Annotated in this window: 27 protein-coding genes; 2 read left to right on the top strand and 25 right to left on the bottom strand. The window is 55.4% G+C overall.

Translation table 11 applies throughout. The annotated features are described in order from the left end of the window. Positions 1 to 69: 69 nt before the first annotated feature. From E308F_RS13065 to E308F_RS13050, 4 genes are read right to left on the bottom strand one after another with little or no spacing between them, the layout of a single operon-like run. Positions 70 to 627 (bottom strand): hypothetical protein, encoded by a 558-nt coding sequence (locus E308F_RS13065; RefSeq protein WP_141265373.1) that lies wholly within the window; start codon positions 625 to 627, stop codon positions 70 to 72. A 37-nt stretch (positions 628 to 664) separates the two neighbouring features. Further along, positions 665 to 1,015: a hypothetical protein gene (locus tag E308F_RS13060; RefSeq protein ID WP_141265372.1), complete on the bottom strand. Its 351-nt coding sequence runs from the start codon at positions 1,013 to 1,015 to the stop codon at positions 665 to 667. A gap of 17 nt (positions 1,016 to 1,032) precedes the next feature. Continuing rightward, positions 1,033 to 1,983, bottom strand: coding sequence for a M23 family metallopeptidase (locus E308F_RS13055; protein WP_141265371.1), 951 nt, complete (start codon positions 1,981 to 1,983; stop codon positions 1,033 to 1,035). Continuing rightward, positions 1,983 to 3,785: a VirB4 family type IV secretion system protein gene (locus E308F_RS13050; protein ID WP_141265370.1), complete on the bottom strand. Its 1,803-nt coding sequence runs from the start codon at positions 3,783 to 3,785 to the stop codon at positions 1,983 to 1,985. Before E308F_RS13050 ends, E308F_RS13055 begins: the two co-directional genes overlap by 1 nt. 61 nt (positions 3,786 to 3,846) lie before the next feature. On the opposite strand from E308F_RS13050, the gene E308F_RS13045 reads away from it, so the two are divergent. Both E308F_RS13045 and E308F_RS13040 read left to right on the top strand, forming a co-directional pair. Continuing rightward, positions 3,847 to 4,131, top strand: a complete 285-nt coding sequence (locus E308F_RS13045) for a hypothetical protein (protein ID WP_141265369.1) — start codon at positions 3,847 to 3,849, stop codon at positions 4,129 to 4,131. Next, positions 4,121 to 4,519, top strand: coding sequence for a type II toxin-antitoxin system VapC family toxin (locus E308F_RS13040; protein WP_141265368.1), 399 nt, complete (start codon positions 4,121 to 4,123; stop codon positions 4,517 to 4,519). Before E308F_RS13045 ends, E308F_RS13040 begins: the two co-directional genes overlap by 11 nt. Here the strand turns inward: E308F_RS13040 and E308F_RS13035 are convergent. From E308F_RS13035 to E308F_RS12935, 21 genes are all read right to left on the bottom strand, one after another. Then, positions 4,509 to 5,138, bottom strand: a complete 630-nt coding sequence (locus E308F_RS13035) for a conjugal transfer protein TraC (RefSeq protein WP_141265367.1) — start codon at positions 5,136 to 5,138, stop codon at positions 4,509 to 4,511. The two genes, E308F_RS13040 and E308F_RS13035, sit on opposite strands and share 11 nt — an antisense overlap. Before the next feature lie 377 nt (positions 5,139 to 5,515). Continuing rightward, on the bottom strand, positions 5,516 to 5,809 hold the full coding sequence (locus E308F_RS13030; RefSeq protein ID WP_141265366.1) for a PrgI family mobile element protein: 294 nt from the start codon (positions 5,807 to 5,809) through the stop codon (positions 5,516 to 5,518). Between the two features lie 3 nt (positions 5,810 to 5,812). Next, on the bottom strand, positions 5,813 to 6,673 hold the full coding sequence (locus tag E308F_RS13025) for a conjugal transfer protein TrbL family protein (RefSeq protein ID WP_277997650.1): 861 nt from the start codon (positions 6,671 to 6,673) through the stop codon (positions 5,813 to 5,815). A 57-nt stretch (positions 6,674 to 6,730) separates the two neighbouring features. After that, a complete protein-coding gene (locus E308F_RS13020; RefSeq protein WP_253260478.1) occupies positions 6,731 to 7,072 on the bottom strand; it encodes a hypothetical protein in 342 nt (113 codons plus the stop codon). Between the two features lie 16 nt (positions 7,073 to 7,088). After that, positions 7,089 to 8,915: a VirD4-like conjugal transfer protein, CD1115 family gene (locus tag E308F_RS13015; protein WP_141265688.1), complete on the bottom strand. Its 1,827-nt coding sequence runs from the start codon at positions 8,913 to 8,915 to the stop codon at positions 7,089 to 7,091. 2 nt (positions 8,916 to 8,917) lie between these two features. Then, positions 8,918 to 11,389, bottom strand: coding sequence for a MobP3 family relaxase (gene mobP3, locus E308F_RS13010; RefSeq protein WP_141265364.1), 2,472 nt, complete (start codon positions 11,387 to 11,389; stop codon positions 8,918 to 8,920). Then, entirely contained in the window at positions 11,386 to 11,895 is a 510-nt protein-coding gene (locus E308F_RS16965; RefSeq protein WP_141265363.1) for an XF1762 family protein, read from the bottom strand. The genes mobP3 and E308F_RS16965 overlap by 4 nt, the downstream gene beginning before the upstream one ends. A 132-nt stretch (positions 11,896 to 12,027) precedes the next feature. Continuing rightward, positions 12,028 to 12,411 carry a ribbon-helix-helix protein, CopG family gene (locus tag E308F_RS13000; protein WP_141265362.1) on the bottom strand — a complete coding sequence of 128 codons (384 nt, stop codon included), beginning with the start codon at positions 12,409 to 12,411 and terminating at the stop codon, positions 12,028 to 12,030. Positions 12,412 to 12,849: 438 nt separating this feature from the next. Next, positions 12,850 to 13,236, bottom strand: coding sequence for a type II toxin-antitoxin system PemK/MazF family toxin (locus E308F_RS12995; RefSeq protein WP_141265361.1), 387 nt, complete (start codon positions 13,234 to 13,236; stop codon positions 12,850 to 12,852). Further along, positions 13,236 to 13,478 carry a hypothetical protein gene (locus tag E308F_RS12990; protein ID WP_141265360.1) on the bottom strand — a complete coding sequence of 81 codons (243 nt, stop codon included), beginning with the start codon at positions 13,476 to 13,478 and terminating at the stop codon, positions 13,236 to 13,238. The genes E308F_RS12995 and E308F_RS12990 overlap by 1 nt, the downstream gene beginning before the upstream one ends. Positions 13,479 to 13,546: 68 nt before the next feature. Next, a complete protein-coding gene (locus E308F_RS12985) occupies positions 13,547 to 13,888 on the bottom strand; it encodes a nucleotidyltransferase domain-containing protein (RefSeq protein WP_141265359.1) in 342 nt (113 codons plus the stop codon). An 18-nt stretch (positions 13,889 to 13,906) separates the two neighbouring features. After that, complete coding sequence (locus tag E308F_RS12975) at positions 13,907 to 14,302, bottom strand: HEPN domain-containing protein (RefSeq protein ID WP_141265357.1); 396 nt, start codon at positions 14,300 to 14,302, stop codon at positions 13,907 to 13,909. Beyond that, positions 14,303 to 15,313 (bottom strand): DUF3854 domain-containing protein, encoded by a 1,011-nt coding sequence (locus tag E308F_RS15960; RefSeq protein WP_172613949.1) that lies wholly within the window; start codon positions 15,311 to 15,313, stop codon positions 14,303 to 14,305. Positions 15,314 to 15,340: 27 nt separating this feature from the next. Next, complete coding sequence (locus E308F_RS15955) at positions 15,341 to 15,502, bottom strand: hypothetical protein (RefSeq protein ID WP_165442562.1); 162 nt, start codon at positions 15,500 to 15,502, stop codon at positions 15,341 to 15,343. A 90-nt stretch (positions 15,503 to 15,592) separates the two neighbouring features. Next, entirely contained in the window at positions 15,593 to 16,432 is an 840-nt protein-coding gene (locus E308F_RS12965; protein ID WP_141265356.1) for an ArdC-like ssDNA-binding domain-containing protein, read from the bottom strand. Between the two features lie 515 nt (positions 16,433 to 16,947). After that, a complete protein-coding gene (locus E308F_RS12960; protein ID WP_141265355.1) occupies positions 16,948 to 17,964 on the bottom strand; it encodes a DNA-methyltransferase in 1,017 nt (338 codons plus the stop codon). Positions 17,965 to 17,988: 24 nt separating this feature from the next. Next, positions 17,989 to 18,939 carry a hypothetical protein gene (locus E308F_RS12955; RefSeq protein WP_141265354.1) on the bottom strand — a complete coding sequence of 317 codons (951 nt, stop codon included), beginning with the start codon at positions 18,937 to 18,939 and terminating at the stop codon, positions 17,989 to 17,991. 187 nt (positions 18,940 to 19,126) lie between these two features. After that, positions 19,127 to 19,546 (bottom strand): HEPN domain-containing protein, encoded by a 420-nt coding sequence (locus E308F_RS12950; protein ID WP_141265353.1) that lies wholly within the window; start codon positions 19,544 to 19,546, stop codon positions 19,127 to 19,129. Then, positions 19,543 to 19,902, bottom strand: a complete 360-nt coding sequence (locus tag E308F_RS12945) for a nucleotidyltransferase domain-containing protein (protein WP_216364555.1) — start codon at positions 19,900 to 19,902, stop codon at positions 19,543 to 19,545. Before E308F_RS12945 ends, E308F_RS12950 begins: the two co-directional genes overlap by 4 nt. A gap of 33 nt (positions 19,903 to 19,935) precedes the next feature. Further along, a complete protein-coding gene (locus E308F_RS12940) occupies positions 19,936 to 20,502 on the bottom strand; it encodes an LNS2 domain-containing protein (RefSeq protein ID WP_141265351.1) in 567 nt (188 codons plus the stop codon). A gap of 361 nt (positions 20,503 to 20,863) precedes the next feature. Continuing rightward, on the bottom strand, positions 20,864 to 21,140 hold a 277-nt coding region (locus E308F_RS12935), incomplete at its 5' end, for an EAL domain-containing protein (protein WP_141265686.1).

The raw sequence follows: 21,140 nt of genomic DNA, 5'->3' as shown, positions 1-21,140 counted from the left end.
TAATAAATCCCGGTAAAAACCTGTATCTCCGGATAGGTACTATAGCCATATAGGGTTGCTCCGGCGCTTTTACCATTTTCCAGGAAAATGCATTATACAGGCCATATTAACACCCCCGCAAAAAGATCCTGTTATTACTTGGGAATATCCATTGTCCGCCCATAACCCCGGCGGTAGAGGCGTCTTAGAACTAAAAAACCAGCACTTTGTAAAGGCGCCGTCCTTAAAGCGTTTAAAGAAAAAGTTATCTACGGGTATTGGACATATAGCGAACGCCGGAAAAGCCAATATTCGCGAACGCTTCCATAATGCCAACAAAACCCTTGCCTTATTTTCATCCATTACGCTTTCCGGTTCAATTAAGAAAATAAAAGCGTTAATTGGGTGGGTGTCGTCGATATACCTTAAAAAGTTTTCTAAAGTAAACTCATGGTTGGCAAAAGTAATTTTTTTTGCTGTGGAAGCAATTAACGGAACCTGGTTTTCGCAAGCGTATTGGGTTATTGTCTGCTTTAGAGTTGGCATCACTTTATCAAGTAAGGCGTTTTCAATACAGCAAAACACGCGGTGAGTAACCCTGTTCCAGCCAACGCGAACATCCCCAATAAAAATCTCACCAAACTTCATTTTGTCACCTCCAGGGAGGAATTAAATATTTTAACCCCTACAACCCCCTTCTTTCCCTTTCTATAAGCCTTTTCACCACCGTAATTACCCTTTCCGTGCTATACCCCTGCCCTACGGCAACCGTTCCGGCCAGGAGGACCAATTCTGGGGTGATGGCCTGCCGTGGTACCTCCCGGTTCCCTCCAAAAAGAATTTCCGCCAGCAGCAAAAGGGGCTGGGCCTTCAGCAAGGCATATTCCTTCAGCGGCACCTTTAGCGCCGGGTTCCCGGGGTCCGCCAGGGCCAGGGCTTGCCTGGCCGCTCCGGCGTTTTTCCTGGCCAGGTCTGCCGCCTCCAGGTGGGCGGCATAGATCCTGGCAGCATGTTCGTATTTGCCGGCTTCGTCCATCTTCTTCCCTCCATTCTTTATTTGTAGAAATTTAGCGGGTCAACAGGCAGGCCCATCACCCTCACCTCAAAGTGCAAGTGCGGCCCGGTGCTCTTGCCCGTGTTGCCCGAATAGGCGATGACTTCTCCCGCGTCCACCTGCTGCCCTTCCTGCACGGTTATATGCGACAGGTGGGCGTAAATGGTCATTATGCTGCCGTGCCGGATATAGACGGCATAGCCGAAGTTCCCGGACCATCCTGCTTTGGCCACCACGCCATCAACGGCGGCCTGGACCGGCGTGCCCACCGGCGCGGCGATGTCTACGCCGGTGTGGAAGCTCATGCCTCCTTCCACCGGGTCCAGCCTGTATCCGTAGCCGGATGTCACGGTAAAGACGCCGGGCACGGGCCATTTAAGCTCTTTCTCCGCCGGCGTCCACCCCGGCGGCACGGCGTTCTCCTGCCCCAGGAGGAAAGACAGGTCAACCTGCAGGATGTTCTCCACTTTTTCTCTTTGTTCACGGGAAAATTCCAGGTCTTCAAGCACATCCTCCAGTGGCCTCAGCCGGTAGACAGGAAACTTGCTGCACTCTGGCGGGTCTACGCTATAGTCGCACACCTCGCAGTACCCCGCCTTTTCTATGAACATCCTGGCCAGTTCCTCCGCTTTGTCCGGATTGGCCTTGCTGAAGTCCTGTTCCAGCCTCACCGCGTCTATCGCCAGCAAGGGCTGCCAGTCTACGGTTACGCCGCTGTCGCACGGGGTAACCGTCATGGCCGACACCTCCCTGGCGGCCCGGACGTAGATCATCACCTGCTCCGGGGACGCGATGGGCACCCGTTCCCAGACGACGACCGGCCCGGCGAAAAACAGGACCAGCAGGGCGGCCGGGACAAGGAGTATCACCAGCACCCACTTGACGGCCTTCTCTGGCTCCGGCAGGAGGGCCAGGACGACACGGGCAATAAGTCCTGCCGGGGCGGCCATCACTGGCCGCCTCCCGTAAGGTACGGCATCTCGTAAGGCGCGGCCTCGATCCTTACCTGCACCCGCTGGGTTCCTGCCACCAGCAGGCCTTCCCCGCGTTTGGCGCTGGCTAGAAGGTCATGCTCCGCTTCCGAGAGGTTCATCAGGGTGGTGATGGCCTCCAGGTCTTTCTCTCCCTGGGCAAGTAAGAGCTTGTATGTTGGGTTGTCCAGGAGCGCCTGGCCGTGGCGGGCCACCTCCGGGGCCAGGAAGTCGATTACGTTCTGGGAAATGACCACCAGGCCGCCCATGTATTTTCTAATGCGTTTCGAGGTATCCCTTAAGAAGGCCAGGGCCTGGGGCGTCTGAGGATCCACCAGCAACCAGGCCTCGTCCACCACCAGCAGGGTCCTCTCCTGGCGGTCCTTCTCGATCTGGTGCCAGGCAAAACTTAAAACGTTGAAATACTGCGCCCTCCTTACGGCGTCATCGGCGTTCTGCAGGTCGTGGACATCCAGGACGATTAAATCGTTATCGGCGGACGCCGTAGTCGGCCCGGCCCACAAAGAGGCGTCGGCCCCTTCCGCCGCCCGGCGCAACAGGACCGCCAGGCGGCCGTAGGTTTCTGGTTTTTCCCCCGCTTTGGCGGCGACATAGGCGTAAAGCTCTTTTGGCGTGGGCCAATTCTCCGCAGTTATTTCCGCCGGGTCGGTCTGCCAGCCGACACCGGCCTGGCGGTAGACTTCCACCAGGGCTTCTTCTAATGCCGCCCTCTCCAGGTCGCTTAAATCCCTGAGATATAGGGAAAAGAAGGTCCGCAGGGTCTGCAGGTGCAGGGCCAGGGGTCCCCTGGCGGTTACCTTATCTTCTTCCCCTTCTTCATCGTCAACAGGGACAGGACGCACCTGTAAGGGGTTGATGCGCCCTTTGCCCCCGGCGCAGTTGATCCAGGCGCCATTAAGGAGGCGGCACATCTCCCGGTACTCCCGTTCCGGGTCGATGATGATCACCCTGGCCCCCCGGGCCAGTTCCCGCAAGATCAGCATCTTCACCGCAAAGGACTTGCCGGCCCCGGGCTTGGCCAGGACGGTCCAGTTGGAGTTCGTCCTGTCCCCGCCCCGCTGCCAGATGTCCACCAGCACAAGTCCCCCGTCCCGGTCGCGGCCCAGGACCACGCCGCTGCCGTCGTTAATGCCGCTTGCTGTAAAAGGAAAACTGGCGGCCACCGTCTCCGCCGGCATGTTCCTGGCCCCTGCGTCCTTAATGCCGGAAGGCAATACCGCCCACGGCCCCGCCGCCTTCAGGCCCTCTTCCTGCCTGAAGACCGCCGCCCTCCCACGCATACCGGCTGCGGCCAGGGCCGCTTCAACCTGCCTGGTCCTCCGGTCCAGGGTTTCCTGATCATGGGCCAGGATCAGGAGGACCACGGTCACGTAAAATACCTGCTGCTGTTCCTGGTCGATTTTCTTAAGCAGTTCCTGGGCGTCCTTCAGGGCATGTTCCGTCCGCTGCATCACCAGGGCGTTGCCGCCCAGCTCCAAACGCCCGGTGTACTCGCCTATGGCCCTGTTGATGGAAAGCACCAGGTTCGCAGGGTCGGTAGGATTCACGTGGATGGAAGCCGCCACTCCCGGCATCCCGGCCACCCGGGCCAGCCATGCCGGGCCTACCCGCGGGGGATAGTCGGTTATGACCATCGCCCTGGCCAGTTGCTCGCCGAAAGTTATCTGCCTGGCCCCGAAGTCCAGTGCCTGGGGGGAGAGAACGTCAAGAAGACCAGATAAGACAGATGTTTGTTGGGTTTGCGTTTTCGATCTACTCATTTACCTAATCACCCCTTTTATGTTATACTCAATGTATAGCAAATCCCCGGGAGGTCTTAATATGGCTGAAAAAACGCGTCTCAAAGCTATCAGATTTCCCGAATCTCTCGCCCGGGACTTAAGCAAGTATGTGCGGCGAGGTAGGCAAAGCGACTTCATTATCAGGGCCACCGAAGAAGCTCTCCTGCGGTTGAAGCAAACCGAAGCCATTAAGGAATGCCAGGGTGTATTTAATCCTGAAAAATACCCGGAATTTCGGGATCGGGAAAGCATTGAAGCGTGGGTGAGAAACCTGCGCCGGGAAGCAGAAAAAAGGCTGGCCGGGTGGTCGCCGGATGAAAAATAAAACCCGGGTCAAAGGCTTTCTACTGGACACCACGGCCTTGATTGATTTCCTGCGGGGCAACAAACACACCCTGGCCCTCCTGGAAGTCCTTGCCGAAAAGGCGCACCTGGCCGCCTGCCCGGTAACTGTGGCTGAGGTTTTTTCGGGGGCCAGGGAAAATGAGCTGCCCGTAGTAGAACAGTTTCTGTCCAGCCTGAAGTTTTACCCCATAGACTACGAATCCTCCCGCCTGGCCGGCCGCTGGCGCTACACCTATACCAGAATGGGTATTACCTTTAGCCTGCCTGATACCCTCATAGCAGCCGTAGCCCTCCGCAACAACCTGGCCCTGGTAACGGCAAATGAAAAGCATTACCCCATGGAGGATTTAATTATAATCACCCATTAACTATTGGCGGCAAATACGGCCCCGGCGCTGGCGGCCGCTCGAAGGCCGCCTGGGCGGGATGGGTAAAAACAAAGACCAGGTCGATGATCTCCTGGTCGCCGCAGACCCTCACCTTCAGGCCGGACCGTTCCAGGTTGCCGGCCAGCTCGTGCGCCCTTTGCAGGACTTCTATTTGTTCCTTCCCCGGGAGCAGGATATAATACCGCCTCTCCAGCGCCTCCCCGCTGGCCACCAAGGTGGACACGTAGCGGGTATACTCCTGCAGCAGCTTCTTCCGAACCGGGTTAGATGCTTCCCGGGCCAGGTCCTGCAGGCCCCGCAGGTAGGCGTCCAGGTCCACCGGTCGGCCCAGAGAAAGGATTTGGAAGGCCTCCCGCTGGCCGTTCAGGGCTTCGTGGACAGCGGTAATGACGCGCATCTTCTCATTCTCCGATTTAAGGGCCAGGTTAAAGGGCTCAACCTTCAATACGGCCACCACCTGCCCGTCTTTCCTGGTTATTACCCCGCCGGCGATATCTTTCCAGGGCAGCCAGTCCTGGACCGCCTTCCGGGCCGCCTGAATCTGGTCAACCTGCTGCTGTTTGGCAGGTTTCTTTTTTCCCGATAATTTAAAAACCATATACTTACTCTCCCTTCAATTTGCAGGAAAAACCCATAAAGAATAGAAATAGCAATCAGTTATCCTCTGAGTTTTACTTTGTAGCGATTTTCTATTTGGTGGTATATACTCATGGAAATGGCTATCATCCTTAGGTTAACCATTGCATTTATCATAGTCTCAATACTAGTAAAATGGATACTGTTAAAACCGATATCATTGCCATAAGCGAAACCATAACAGCTAAAATTCTTAGACCAACCCACAATAAAACAGGAGCACTCAATGCTAATAATAGGGAATATACTATCCACCTTAGTAAAAACAAGCGTCTTTTAACATCAGACAAAATCCTCTCCCCTTTACGGACATAATCCCCCATAATCTTGGTCTTACCTTTACTTACTCTTTCCCACGTAAAGATACCGCCGCTGGGCCATAGACCAGCGCCGCCACTGCTGTATGAGGTCCAGGAGGCTCTGGCCGTTAGGCCCCTGTTTGGTGACGAAGAAGGCCAATCCCGGCGGCAGGACGAAGAGGACGAAGCGGATTATCGATTTGGTAATCAGGCCGGAAAAGAAAAAGAGCCCCAGTCCGACCAAAGCCCCGGCCACTACGGACGCCAGCTCAAACCAGCCGAAGCCGGGGAAGAACTCGAATTTGGCCGTGACATTCCGCGGTATCAGGTACAAAGCTCATACCCCCCTGGTAAAAACGCGCCGCATGATATACCATGTCCCTGCCGTCTGGCCGGCCTGGCCCATAGCCCCTCCCAGGCCGGTATGGTAGGCGAACTGTCTCAAGACCGAAGGGGTTTTAAAGGCCACCCACAGCCAGCCTATAAGGAGAAACAACTTCAATATGTCGGAATTAAAAGTGAAGGTCACGATGGTCGCCAGGAAACCTTTCAGCAGGAACGTCTGCAGGGCCTGCGACGCGGAAAGTACCACCAGCTCCCGCCACCACACCGCCGCCACCCCCTCGTCGGCCCGGGTCAATCCTACCGCCATGAAAGGGCCTGCCGCCGCCAGGGCCGCCACCTCCACCGCCCGGATGCCGGTCTGGATTAAAATCAGCGCCCAGATTATCAGGGCGGCGAGGTCGGCGATCAAGATAAGGATAGGCGTCGTGGCCAGCGACACCATGGTGTCGATAAAGTTTACCGGGTTTGGGTTCACCGCCGAGAGGTTGGCCACGCTCACGGCCAGCTCGTTGCCCCAGGTGTAGACGGTCTTGACAGCCCAGGGGCCGCAGCCTATGGCGGCCGCGGCAAAGGCGGCGCGCTTCAAAAGGCCCCCGGGGTCCGCGCCCGGGTCACCGTGGGCGTGCAGGATGTAAACCTGCAGCGCTTCCGCCCCGACTTTGACGGCCAGCAAACTCCCCGCCACCGCCTGGGCCAGGTGGACGGCGTTCTCGACATATGCCGAGTTTAGGATCTGCAGCGCCAGGGCCATCTCTTCGCCCGTGAAGGAGACGAAAGAAGTCAGGGCGTTCTCCATGATGCTTGCCAGGAATTTGTTGATGGCGCTGATGATCAAATTAGCGATTACGTCCAAATTCTTCCCCTCCCCCATAAAGGGAGCAGGCCCGGGGAAACGGGCCTGCTTCAAGGTTTAACTGAAGTAGCTTAAGAAAACTTTGGTGATGCCTACCGCCGATTCGCCGATAGCGCCGCCGATGAGCACGTTCCGCATGGCGCGGTTGTGGACGGCGGCCGTGGAAGGGTCGCCGTCGAGGCTCATCTGTTTCATCAGGGCGTGGTAGCCGATTGCCGCCCCGGACCCGGCCGGAATGAGGCCTAAGAGCCAGGAAGTGGCGTCGTTTAAAAGGTTTACTGCCCCGGTGACGATCTGGGGCTGGCTGTCGGCGGCAAAGGCCGTTTTAACGAATGCCAGCAGGATGATAGGTACATACGGGCCGGCTTTCTTCATGGCCGCAGCAATCTTTTTAAACATTTTTTCTCCTCTCCTTTCAAAGATTGGATATTACATCTGGCCCGGTGTCTTCTTTTACTACGGCCTCCCCGCCCCCCGCCGGCTTCCCGGGCAGCCACACCGGCGGGGCTGCAATCACCTCCTGATCAGGCTTATCTATAGCAACCGGCTTTAACTCGCCGGCTATGGGCCACTCCGAAAGATCCGGCAGGGGCAGCCGGGCAGGGTTTTCCCGGGCCTGGAGGATTAAAGCCCATCCCTTCGGCCAGCGCCGCACCTCGTCGGGCAAGAGCAAAGGCCTGCCGGTTAAGGCTTCCGTCGTCCCGGAAGAATAATCGGCGGCCCGCACCTGGCTGGAGTAGCTTTCCGTCCGCACCGTGTATTTGCCCGTCATATTGCTGATTGTCTCGGCAGTCTTTTCATCGGTCGTAGATAAATAAACCCAGGTGGCGCAATTGCCGGTAATGGTCCCGGCCGCCTCTTTGTACTTGGCCTTCAATTGGGCTAAATCCTGGATAGCCAGGAGGAAACGCATCCCCCGCCCGGCCGCAACCGTGAGCCGGTGGTCAAAATTAGGTACAGGAGGTAGGTTTCCTATCTCGTCCAGGAGGAAATTAACCCGGACCGGGAGCCTGCCGCCGCATCTATAGGCGGTATCAACCAGGGCCTGGTACACCTGGCTAATGTACAGGGTGGCCAGGACGTTCCTGGTGCTCCTCTCGTCGGGCACCACCAGGAACACCGCTGCTTTTTCCAGCCCGAGGATTGTTATGTCGTGGTCCTGTACTGCCGTCAGCCAGGCCACCTCCGGGTCGGCCCAGAGCCTTAGCTGCGCTGCCGTGCCGGTAAAGATACTGGAACGCAGCCGGTCCTCGGACAGGGCCGCCACGCCGTAGGCCGCCCGGGCCGGGTGGCCCTGGGGGAAACGCCGGAAGTATTCGTCCAGCTTTTCTCCGCCGCCGCTGCCCAGTTCCGTCAGCAGGGCGTAGGCACTGGCCAGGTGCTTGGTTCCTTCGGGGGCCTGGTCCGCCACCGCCAGGGCTAAAGCCGCCGACAGGCTCTCCTGGGCCTGGGGCCAGATGCTATCCCCGTAGTGGGGCTGCTGGTGGGTGATGATGTTGCCTATATCCCAGGCCGCCTGGCTGGCGGCCGGGATATTCCCCTCCTGAAAGGCCTTGATAACCGGGTCCAGGGGGTTCCACCTGCTGCCCCGCCCGGGGTCTCTTAAATCGATCAACACCACCCGGTAACCCTGCCGCTTAAGGTATCCCGCCGCCATGGCGTAAAGCTCGCCCTTGGGGTCGGTGACCAGCATGGATTGCCCGGCATTGGCCAGGGTCCAGATGGTGGGCATGATGATACGCCGGGACTTGCCGCTCCGGGTGGCCCCGATGACCAGACAGTGGGTATCACCGGCGTCCAGCCAGGCAGTAAACCTGTTCCCCTCTTCCGCCCCTACCACGAAGCCGCCCGGAGATTTGCCGGTTAGATCCCAGGGGGTCAAAGTGGTGGCGATCTCTTTCCTCGTCCGCCACCGGGCCGTGCCGTGCTGGCCCTGGCCGGCCGCTTCCGGGCCGCCTATATCGTCTTTTGCCTTACTTTTCCGCCTGGTGGCCGGCCACAAAATGGAAAGGGCTGTAGCGCCGAAAGCGGGCTGCAGCCAGATCCAGGTGTTACGCATCTTTGTATCCTGCACCAGTAATGCCGGCCCGGTCAGGGGGTGGGCCAGGGTTTCTTTCTTCCAGGCCTCCAGGCCGGTCTTAAAGCCCTGGGCTTTGAGAAATAAAGGCAACCTTAACACCAGCGGGGCAAGTAGCAGATCCGATAAAACTAGGAGCAACAAAATGAAATGGCGGAATTTGATTTTCACAACCTCTCCATCTCCTTTCCTTCTTCTCTGGCCTTTCGCCGGCGGCGCTCCAGGTCCCTTTCCGCCAAAAGCTGCGCCTGGGCCTCGGCCCGGGTGCGCTCCCGCTCCAGCGCCCGCCAGGCGGCCTTCCAGACGTCATGGGCTATGCCCGTATTCCTCACCATTGGCCGCGGGATATTTATTTCCCAGGGCACCGGCGGTGCCTCATCTATACCCAGGTTGGCCATCAACCTGTCCCAGCTCCACCTGCCCAGCCAGAGGTCATCCTGGCCTATAGTTGCCCGGTCCAGGATATCCAGCAGCCTGGCTTCCGTTATCTCCACCCCGGCCCGCCGGCACCAGCCGCGTAGTATTTCTTCCCGGCTGGCTTCATCCACCCCCAGGGCTTTCAGGGTTGAGGTCATGGTGACCAGGGTCCAGCGCAGTTCCATGGAATCATCCGGCCTGTCGCCGGCTTCCCTGATAGCAGTTAAAGCCGGGGTAATGCGCTCTTCTACCAGGCGGACGTTTAATTGCTCCCTTAACTCCTGTTTTTGTTTATCCTCCGGCCCGGGCCTCTTTATGCCAAACCAGGGGTAGAGGAGTTCGTGTTCTTCCAGCCCCAGGTTTTCTGTTAGCCGCTGCCAGGCGCTTTTACTTATATGCCCCGGTATAGGCACGCCCTGCTCCTCGCACTTGCGGGCAAACTCTTCCATGCGCTTGATTTCATTGTTAATCACCCGGTCTATATCGCCTTCACTCAATCCCGCTTCCTTGCCAAACCTTGCTGCCGCCTCGCGGGCCATATCCTTCTCCCCCAGGCGGACCATAGCCCGGTAGATGGTGCCTACCGTCCAATAGGCCTCGCTCTTGTCATCCTTTACCCAATCTGCCCTGGCGTTTATTAAACAATAGGCAGCCTTTAACCCCCTGCCGGGATGGAGCACCATATCTATTTCTGGTATTTCCCGGGGTATCAGGTCATAGGCCCTGGCTACTACCTGTTCAGTTATGTGTTCCAGCAGGCGGCCAACCTTTTCCGGGCTCCTGACCGCAATTACCGCCAACCTTTCCTGCAATTCTTCCCGGTTAAGAAGCCCGGCGGCGATAGCCCTTGCCTGTTCCTTTAATTCTTCCGGCAGGTAAGCAATCGCCGGCTTCCCTTGCGGTTCCGGCATGGCATTAGCCAATTCTTGCAGCCTGGCAACTATTTCTTGCTCTATCTCTTTCTCTAAACTAGTTTTTAATATCCCCGTGCCTGGTTTCACCTGCAAGTAGGCCCTGTCTACGGCCCGGCAGGCAGTTCGCCATAACCTTTTAGCGCTTTTTTCCGGCATAACCCGTATGTACTTGCCTCTGGATAATCCTTCTTCTGAAGGCAATTCCCCGGTAACTTCGCTCGCAGGCTCAACCTGTTGCTCCAATTGTTGTACCTGCGCCGCCCCTCTCAACACCACCTGGGCCACCCGGTCACGTATATCGTCGTATGCCTTCCTGGCGGCGTCGTCCAGGTCTCCTGGCTGCATGGTATAATGGCTTGCTAACTGCCGGGCCAGCTCCTGGTAACGTCCCGCTGATTGGCTAAACCCAGGCTGTTTCAGGATCCAATCCGCTATTTCCCTGGCCCGCACCTTAACTTCTCCGGGCATGTAAGCCAGGGCAATGCGCCCTTTCCCTGGCATTAGCCGCGCCAGGTCCAAAAGCCTCCCACCTAGCTCGTCTTCCCTGCCAGCGGTAAGGACGGGCAGCATCTTCGGATTTGCTCCCATCAACGCCCTGGCTTCCAGCCGGGCCTGCTTCACCTCGCTCATAAACTCCATGACTTTCGTTATGTCGTTGCCGGCTAGCTCTCTGATCGCGTCCCTGATGGCCGTCTTTTCGGCCGTAAGGCGGTCCCTTTCCTCGCGGAAAACCTCCCGGGCGAAGGACCGGAAAACCCCTTTCCTTTCCCCGGGCTCCAGGTAACCCTGCCTCCTGGCAGTGCTGTGTTCTTCCTCCCAGATGACCATATGACAGTGGGGATGGCCTTCTTTCCTGTGAAAGGCAGCCACCCAACGGGCATGGTCCGGGTCCAGGTGCATGGCCTTGATGGCGCTGTTGACCCCGTTCTCAATGGCGACCTGCCACTTTTCCCGCTCCACCAGGCCCAGGCGTTCTGCGTCGTCCTGCCGCAAAGAAACGATCACCCGCCAGACCGGCAGGTTGTGCTGTGCCAGCTTGCTCCCTACTTCCTGCCAGCCGGGAACCGGCTCTCCTTCCGGCCCGAAAAGGCCGGAACTCCCGGGCCTCTCCGCCGCGTACTTGACATGCCTGGCGGCGGTACCTCTTTCTACGGGATAATCTTCATCCCCGATACGGTAGGCTTCGGGGTCGCCCCGGTCAGCTTCAGGTTTGGTGGCGATATACCGGATATGGTTGTAGTTGTTGCCCATCTTTTTCGTCCCGGGCTGGTAATAGGCCACGTTGACAATGACCACGCTTTTGCTCATCCGTTAACCCCGCCGCCTTCCTCGGGTAAAAGTAAATGTCCTATTGGACCATCAGATACTTCCCACCGTAACTTCTGTTGTAACGGATGCTTGTCTACGCGGGGCCTGCTCGGGCGATTCCAGCTCCCGCCTCCAGCCTGTCCCACGCATCGCCAGCCAGCTGCGCGAAGACTTGTACCCGGCTCAGTAGTAAGAATATATGTTACTAATCGCCGATATCCCATCGCCCGTGTTGCCCGCCATGCCGCTGCATAAAGGGCGGAACAAGCGTTTTTACATCCATCTGTAGCCAGCCGTCTAACTCCCAAAGTCCATCCATCATCAAGTACCCGTGATACTGGCCTCCCTATTATGGCCACACCCCGGATATTGTTTTTCTCATCAGCTACTGCGATAGAAAATTTATGTCCTTTAACTGGTCCATGATGACGATGGTATTGCTTGATAAAAGCGTTAGCCTCATCAAGTGTGCAGGGTACTATTATGAGTTTTGGTTGTCGGTTCATGTTAGCACCACCAATCTAACCCTTCTCTTTTTAGTTAGGAACCGGCTCTCCACCGGATATAGTTATAGTTGTCGCCCACCTTTTTAATCCCGAACTCGTAATAGGCCACGGTGACAACAACCACGTTCTTGCTCATGGTTGGTCAACCTCACTATCATTTTCAGGTAGACGTAGATATTCAACCGCTTTCTTCCTGGCAATATGGTAAATATCGGCAGCGTCGCGTTTGCCCAGGTCATTAAGTACCTGGACATTAAGGAACATGGCCGTGGCCCCGGCCATGGTGGATTTGACCAACAGTCCGGCCAGCCGGTCTACATCCTTTTTGATGGCCCGGCGTATCGCCCGGTCAAGGGCCTCGCGGCCGTCGATGGCGGCTTCTTCGTTAAGGGCTTTTTCTAAAATATCCCTGACTAAAACTGCAACCGACAATTCCCTCCTGGTAGCTTCAGCACGCAATCGCTTATCCAGGTCGTCTGTAACCCTAATTTGGATAATTTTAGAAAACCTGCTCATGTATTCGCACCTCCATTACAAAAAATCTGTGGAACACAAAAATTTGACAGGCGAAATGTAGTACAAAGAAAAGACAGAAACCACAAAAAGAAATACAAAAAGCATTACACGAATTATAAATAACTGCCAGGCTCTGCCTGGCATGTGTAATCGCGGGCGACTGCCCGCTTAACCTGCCTTCAGGACGGCCGGCAAGGTCCGGCCGTCCTGGGGGGCGCCGAAGGCGCCCCCTGCCTTCAAAAAGGAGCGCGCCGGCGGTGGCCGTAATGCGGCGCTCCTTCCGTCAAGGTTTGCCTGGCTCCTAGATCCTAGAATCAGGAAGGCCTGCTGTGGCAGGCCAACCTTACACCTAGCAAAATAAAAACACCCGGCAGGTTATAGCCGGGTTGATCAAGCTTGACTTGGAGGTTAAACAGTCCAGTGTTGCCCGAAGAATACTTAACCCTGGTCATAAGAAGGTTTTTTCTGAAAGAGTTCACATAAGCTAGATCGAATGGGCTCAAATGTCTTTTCCTCTAAGGTTCCAAGATATGCCTTTACCCGTCTAACGTCAACGGCTCGCACCTGGTCAATTAAAACTATAGAGGCCTGAGGAATTCCCCCTGCTCCTGGAGGTAAAGGCTGGTATAGATTAGGGTTTTGCTTGGCCCAGGGGCCGCTTCTAGTTGTCAAAGGTACCACAATAACTACGGGATAACGCACAGGGCCTTGAGGCACACCGACAACGACAGCAGGCCTTACTCCTTCCTGTTCATGACCTTTAGGGTCATGGACAGGAAGGGCAATCAAAAGAATATCCCCTGCTGCTACAGCCTCAACGGCCATTACTGTTTGCCTCCTTCGACAATCAATCCGATACCTGCCTCATACCGTACCGGTTTCCCTTTAGGCGGTCCCTCTGGACCCCAATCATACGGAGGCAATTCGCCCAATTCAGCTTCCAACCATGCCTGGTCCTCTTTTTTCGACTGGATTAATAAAAACTCCAAAAACCTTTTCACTACAGGAGTCTCTTTCTCTGGCAACGCTTCTATTAGCCGGTATAATTCATCCTTGGCTACGCTCACCGTTTGTCACCTTTCTTTCGACCGGGATAAATCTATACTCACGATAACTTATAAATAATTTCCCCCGGTTACAACCGATACTCTATTGTTTCCTGTTGGGTCAAGATATGGCGGATAAAGTTTCCTTCCCGTTTCATTAAGGCTTCAATTTCCTCGGGAGTATAGGCTAATGGTTCTACCGGCTCCATAATGCGGGCAACAGCTTTACCAAGGACCTCCCACCTGCGCCAGGCTGGCATTTTAGAAAAATCACGTGAGATTACTATAAGGTCTATGTCGCTGTTCTCGTTGGCCTCGCCCCTGGCATGAGATCCATAAAGGAAAGCCTTGTCTACTTTAATGCCTTGCGAGGTTACCGCCCGGAGGAAGTCCTTTATTATCTTCTCGACTGCAGTTCTATCTTGAGACATTGCATCACTTCCCTGGTGTTATTCAGGTATTCTAAAGCAACTTTCTTGGAATATCTTTTTATAGCCTGGTCCAGGAATTCTGGATACCGGGTTCCAATCGCGGCCGTGTTCAAGATTGAAATGAATTCTTTTTTTATCAACGCCAAAGTTAACGTGGGCTAATTTGGTTAGCCTGACAAGGTTGTGAATTTTAGGTGGGATGGTTCCTGTACGCTCCGCTATAACTGCTTTAAGTCCTTTTTCTATTGCCAGGTGGCACATGAATACAGTATAGACATACCTGCCGGCTTTCCACATAGCTTCGGCAGTTTCCAGGTCGTATTCGGCCTGTTTTAGCCATTCTCCTGCCTCCGGGCGCATACAGCTTTTTCCACCTTTCAAATACATAATACCATTTAGTGTCAGGAAAATCAATCAAATAACCCTTATATCTAAGCCGGCTACCAGTGCATCATCTATCCCTTTTTCCTCTTTCGACCTGGCTCTCCATATTGCTTCCCGGACTGTTATGCCCAATTTCTTTAATTCTGCCACCAGCATTCTTTTACCCCTGGCCACTTCTTTATTTGTTTCCTGGTCCCTGTCGTAGGCGATAACTACTTCTTTTGCCCCCAGTTCCATCACCACCGGGACCACCGGTTTCCAGGAGGTGGCGCCCTGGGCGCCGATGACCACAGCGTCGAGGTATGCCGCGGCAATATCCGCCTTTAACTGTCCTTCAGTGATCCATACCCGCTGGTCCTTTATCTCCGTTGGCCTGGCCACATGGGCGGGAGTGCCGCAGGAACAGCCGCCCCGGTCACTGTGGCCGCTGAACAGCATATATTTCCCGTTTCTAATGTCGTCCATCCGCCGCTGGAGGGCCTGGATCCGGCCTTTTGTATCCCGGATGGGAATAAAGTAGCCGGGGTAAGAATTGAACGTCCAGTAACTGCCGCCGTATTTGCTTCCGGCCCGGTAAAACCCGGGGATGCCAGCTAAGTCCAAACCGCTGTGGATTAACTTCTTGCATATTATCCAGGGATTTACATGCTCCGGTATGGATTTATAACCATTCCTCTTGATATCCTCCACGCTTAAACCGCGGCGCATTAACTCCTCTTTGTGCCGGGGATACAGTTCCAAGAGCCTTAAAAAATGGCGGTATACCCGGTCCCGGGTATCAATCGACGCTAAAGGCGCTTCACGTGAAAAAACGTTTTCACGTTCCTTGTCAGGGATTACCCTGCCCGGTTGCAGCCGGTGCAGGTGGGCCACCTGGCCGTTGCTGAGGATGATATGTTTAAAAGCTCCCTCACTTACCCTCATGCAGCTGCAAAGGTAGCTGTTAAACCCGCACCAGTCCGTTTTGCCGCATACAGGGCAGGGCTCGCGCCGCGAAGCTTTTCTAAAGACTTCATATTCTAGCGGCCTGGCCGCTCCCATTTCTCTTCTCCTCCTTTGCTTACGGCTTTATCTGTCAACCCTTCTGGCTTTAAGGGAGGTAACGCCGCACCAGTAGTCTGAAGGCTTGATGCCCCACTTCTTGCAGGCCAGGCGTTTCGCCTGGCTGGAATCCTTGGCTTCCACAACCAGTTTTCTCCCGCTTGGCGCCTTGACTTCGTACTGTGGCATTAGTTGCCGCCCCCTTTTTTTTAGTGCCCTGCCTCCCGGTTGCCGGGCTTTTTACCCGGGAGGCAGGGCTGGGTTCCTGCTCGCTATTTCTTATGCCACCTTGTCCGCCGCCATGCCCTCCGCCTCAAAGATGCGCCTTAACACTTCCTCCACTTCATTCAGGACCGCCATGATCGCCTTCAGGGCCGCCCTTGGGTCCCGGCCGGCGTAATGCTTGATGTACTCCCACCCGTGCCAGAGGTATCCTTTCGCCCCGTATAGCTCGCATAAAACACAGGCCACCGTTTCCGCTACGATCTCCTGGTCCCGGTGCTGGCCGCCCTTTAAGGGCCGGATGGTATTGTGGGCCGCATGGGCCAGCTCGTGGAAGAACACGTCCACGTCATGGGAGTAAAGGATTACCTGCTTCTGCCCGGGCCGGAAAGCACCGGCGGCCTGGCCGGCAAAGGGCTGGTATTTCACTTCCACCCCAAACCGCCTGGCCACTTCATAAAGCGGCGGGAGCTCCGGCGGGGAATAATCTACTTCCGGCAACGGTTCCCCTTCCGTATCCTCGTACCGGAAGACCGGCACTCCCCGGAACCCGGTTACGATAATTTTTTCCTCCTGTTTTTCTTCCCCGGTTTCCGGGTCAATCACTTTCTGAGTAACCTTCCTGGTCATCGGCGCCAGGATGTAAAAGGCCCTGGCTCCCTTCTTCACCTGCCGGCCGGCCTCCCGCCACTGCTGGTAGCCCCTGGCGTCTTCCGTCCCGGCAATGAGCATCAGCAGCCGGTTGCCCAGGCTCCACTTATCGCTCGGTTTTCCGTATCCCGCCCTGGCGTTGATAAAGGTCCGCGCCGCCTTCTCCGGCAGGTCACCACTCTGAAACATAACCAGTAAACTATCCACTGCCTGCTTGACCTTGCTTTCCTCCAGTTTTACAGCCATCCGTACCGCCTCCTTATCTTTTTGGCCTTTCGGCCCTTGGCCTTCCGGCCTTAACTGTAAAATTTGCCGCCCCGGCCGCCGTCAAGGCCGCGCCAGCGCCGCTTTAGCGGTGGCCCGCAGGGCCAGCCTTGACGGCAATAGGCCGGGGGCGGCGGTATAATCTAAGGACGGCCGGAAGGCCTGGAGGCTTTAATTCAAGGCAGCAGGTGCGCTTAAAAGCGCTCCTGCTGCCCACCGCTGTTGCCTTTATAATAAGGCCGCCGCTACGTTAGCCCGTAAGGGCTTAAACGTTGCGGCGGCCCCCTTAACTTCCTTTTTCCCCTAGCGCTTTAAAATACCGGCAAGCGGTCCCATAAGGGTTGACCCCCCTGCCTGCTATATCGCAATGCCCTCGTTTTTTGCCCCAGTAATGCCGGCAGGCAGCGCATACTTTGGCCCCCGGTGCTTGTAAAGCCTTTGCAGTACCCCCGGGTCCAGTTTTTGTGTCCATGTCCCGCCACCTCCATGTGCTTTGATCAAGTAGCAACTGTTTCTAGCCTTTTTTCCCCTATCACCTCGTAAGTGTGGGTGGAAAACAACTCCTGCACTTCAAACTGCATCCTCTTGACCGCCATTTCCAGGTAGGCGGGGTTCAGGTCAATATAAATGCTGTTTCTCCCCAGCTGCTTTGCCGCCAGGGATGTGGTCCCGGACCCGCCGAAGGGGTCCAGGACCGTGCCCCCAGGGGGACAGCCTGCCAAGATACACGGTTTGATCAGGTCGAGGGGGTATACGGCAAAATGGGCCTCAGGGAAAGGTCTGGTCGGTACAATCCACACTGAACGTTTATTGCGTCTTTCCCTGGGGTGATACCGGGCATTGAAGCCGGTATAACGCCGGTTGCCAGTTTCGTCTTGCTTCCTGCGACCGCTATTCAGGTTGTTCAGCACCGCCACCGAACCCCGGGGCCTGTAGGGATCCCCGCTGATGGCATCTTCCTGGATCGCCTGGTAATCGTAGTAATACCTCTCGGATTTGCTCAGGAGGAAGAGGTATTCGTGGGCCCTGGTAGGCCTGTCAACCGCGCTTTCAGGCATGGCGTTGGGCTTGTACCAGATAATATCGCTGCGGAGGTACCACCCGTTGTTGCGGAGGGCGAAAGCCACCGCCCAGGGAATACCCGCCAGGTCTTTGTTTTTCAGCCCCGGCACTCTACCCCTGTTCGCCTGCATATGATAAAGACGGCGTCCGGTGTTCTGCTGGTGCCTCTTTTCATCCCACTTTCCCTCTTTACCCGGGCTGGCGTAGCAGTCGCCCAGGTTTAACCAGAGAGTCCCGTCTGGCCGGAGCACCCGCCTGACCTCGAAAAAAATATCTACTAACCTGGCAACGTATTTTTCCGGGGTATCTTCTCCTCCCACCTGGCCCTCCATCCCATAATCGCGCAGGCCCCAGTAGGGCGGGGAAGTAACGCAACAGTTGACGCTTTCTGCCGGCAGCCTTTTAAGGACCTCCAGGGCATCACCAAGGTAGAACTTGTGATGGGTATTCATCCTCCTTACACCTCCCGCCATAAATTAGACTAATCTGTATAATTCCCGGTACTTGTCATGCTCTTTGCCGGTTCCCGGTGCTCTAGGCAACTTCCCTCTTCCTTTCCTGGCCGGCTTCGGCCCCGGCAGGTGCCGGTAGTCCTCCCGGCAGGCCTCCAGCAGCCAGCCCACGGCGTTAGACTTCTCTTTTCCTTGCTTCATCATGGCAATCTTACCGAGAACGTAATCCAGAGGATAACCCGACAATTCACCCATTATCTCCCTGGGCAAGGGATGTCCTACTGCTTCTATGAACGCCTCCTGGACTCGGCTGGCGAAATCCTGATACGCTTGACCCCCATCTTCACTTGTTAAGCCGTTACAGGTTACCGGTGCTTCAAAGGAGGCACCCTCCTCTGCAGATTTGCCCGTCTGTTGGGTTTTATTTTCCTGGCCAGGTTTTGTTTCCGAGTGGTGCGTTACAACAACAACATCATCTTTTCTATACTTTTCTTTTCTTACATTCCGCTCCAGGAATACCTGTATCGGAATACCCGGGACTTTAGTCCCAGGAAGTTCTGTATCGGAATACCTCCCCTCTTTCCCGGTGTGTTTGAATGTACCCCCGCGAATTTCCCGCAACGGGCCTTCATAACCCGGGTCATCGTGGACGGCGTAGCGGTTTCTCCACCCGGCCGCTCCTTCCCGGCCGGCCATTTTACCGTAATCCTTAGTTACATCCAGCAAACCCACCCGCCAGAGCATTTCCGCCAGGCGGTAAAACCTCTGCTTGCCCATCTTAAACTTCTGGCAGAAGTAATCCACCGTCCAGGGCATGGCAGCCTTGCTATCCAGGGAATCCCGCCGGTCAACGAATCTCTTCAGGGCGGTATAAAAGCCCGCCAGGTCAATGCCGCCGATCTCCAGCAAGCCGTCGATGATACGATTATCAACTACCAGATGCCCCTTGGTACGGCCGCGCACAATTTCGCTCAAGTTACCCTCTCCCCTTTAGCCGGCAGTTGTTGCCCAATCCATAAGGTGTACCCCAAAAAAAATAGCCGGAGGCTGAAATACGCCACCGGCCTGGGAGAGGCTGCTTTCAGGTTGTTACTTTTGCTTCTTGGACTTTAAAAAATTTAACCGGTGGCTTTCCGGGCCACCGGCAAAAGGGGCGATTAATTTAGTTTTTGCGTAATGGATCATCTGCTAGCCTGGCGACTAATTCCCCAAGCTGTTGCAGGTACCTCTTTCCTTGCTCTAAATATTCTTGGACCTCTTCACGGGAAAAATCTTTATCCCTGTAATCCGCTTCCGTGCGGGCCGTTTGCAAGCCATGGAGAAACCTTCCAATTTCCCGGGGCAGCAGCCCCTCTTTCACATAAATACGGTTAACCTCGCCTATTACTGCCGAGTGTTTGGTCGGGATCTTTTGCTGGAAAGCAAGCAGAGCCAAACATGCCCTGTAAAATGCATAGTAAATCCTGTTGACCGCGCCAGGGTATTTTCCACCCTTGAAAGCCCATTCCGCTTCATCCCAGGCTTCCCATGCCTTTTCCATTTTAGCCCGGGCAAATAATTTTTTCAGGTCGATATCGGTCATAAAATATTAATCCCTTCCCGGCTTATATTTTGATAAAAGGGCCCGGCCCGGAACAGGGGAGATTGAAACTCTTTGAGTTCGTATACAAGGGGTATTACCGGGATATCTTCTTTAAGGCTAATTTCGTATGCTTCGTCTATTATGGTTTCACGGATTTTTTTATCAAGCTTTTCAGTAACCACAAGAACATCAATATCAGAGTCCGGCTCGTAGTCACCCCTTGCCTGGGAGCCGAAAAGGATTACCGACTTAACGGGGAGGTTCTTCCTTCTCAAAGTTTCTGCATATAGTTTAACAATATTAATAGCTCTCTTGTTTGGAGACATAAGATATTCGCCCCTGGAGAATAATATCATGTATATCTATACAAAATTTACCACTTCCAATGATTATAGTACCATATAACCAGAGGAAAAGCAATCGGCATGGTTTACAACTTCTTTCCACGATGTAAACATTTGAATGTAACGGCCCTTTACGTTCCTGTTGTAGGGCCAGACCGGCATATAGACCTGACATACTGCTTCCTGGAGCCCCGCCGCCTCTATAGGGTCGTCTTCAAAGAACAGTCCTATCCCATAATGAGCCGCAAACACTTTTTTATATCCCCTGGGCAGGAAAACAATAGAACCGCGCGGGAAGCCATGGGCAGCAAGCCATTCTCGGGTTATATTTGCTGCTATGACCGGCCTGCTGGTAATGTATATAATCTCGTGTCCATGAAGTGCGTAATTCTTTAGAACTTCCGCTGCGCCAGCAAGGGGTTTCGCCCGGGCCAGCAGCGTTAGCCCCTCTGTGGTAGAGAAAAAGCCTGCCGGTAGCTCAGGGAAAGGATATACATCCAGGGATACATGATAGCACTTTAAAATTTCCGCGTTGACATTGGCTATGGTGTTGCAGATATCAACCCCTATCCTCATACTGCCCGGCCTTCCCATCCATTTACTTGCGAACATTTTGATCGCCTCCCTGTTTGTTATCCGGCCTCCGGCCCCTGGCCTTCCGGCCTTAACAGAAAAGCTTGCCGCCCGGCCGGGAGGCAAGGGCGGCCCGCAGGGCCGGGCCGAGGAATAAATGGAGGGGACCCGCCCGGAGGGTGGGGCGGAGGCCGTTTATGCCGCAGGCCGTACCCTTGCCGGACCGGCCAGGGCGGCGGTATAATCCAGGGCCGGCCGGAAGGCTAGCAAGGCTTAAAATCAAGGCAGCAGGTGCGCTTAAAGCCGCTCCTGCTGCCTACCGCTGTTGCTTTATAATAGGGCTGCCGCTACGCTAGCCCGTAAGGGCGTAAACGTTGCGGCAGCCCCCATGGTTCCACCGTCAAACCCAGGCGGCCATAACGCAAACCTTTCCCCAGCCAGGTTGTGGTTTACCCAATAGATAGCCCTGTCCGTACTCCACGCCCAGATCCAACAAAACCTCCATCTCGCCCGGCTTTTCGATACCCTCGGCAATTACCTCCGCCCCCAGGTAACGGCATACCTCCAGGGCCTGGGCCAGCAGCAGGCGGCTAGAAACATGGCAGTCGCAGCCCCGCACCAGGGAACGATCTATTTTTACAAAATCAGGCCGCAGGTACAGGGCCGCCCTAAGCTGG

Source organism: Moorella sp. E308F, from assembly GCF_006538365.1.
Classification (GTDB): Bacteria; Bacillota; DSM-521; order Neomoorellales; family Neomoorellaceae; genus Neomoorella.
Note: the sequence above shows the minus strand (reverse complement) of the source record. Positions and strands in the feature narration are given on the sequence as shown.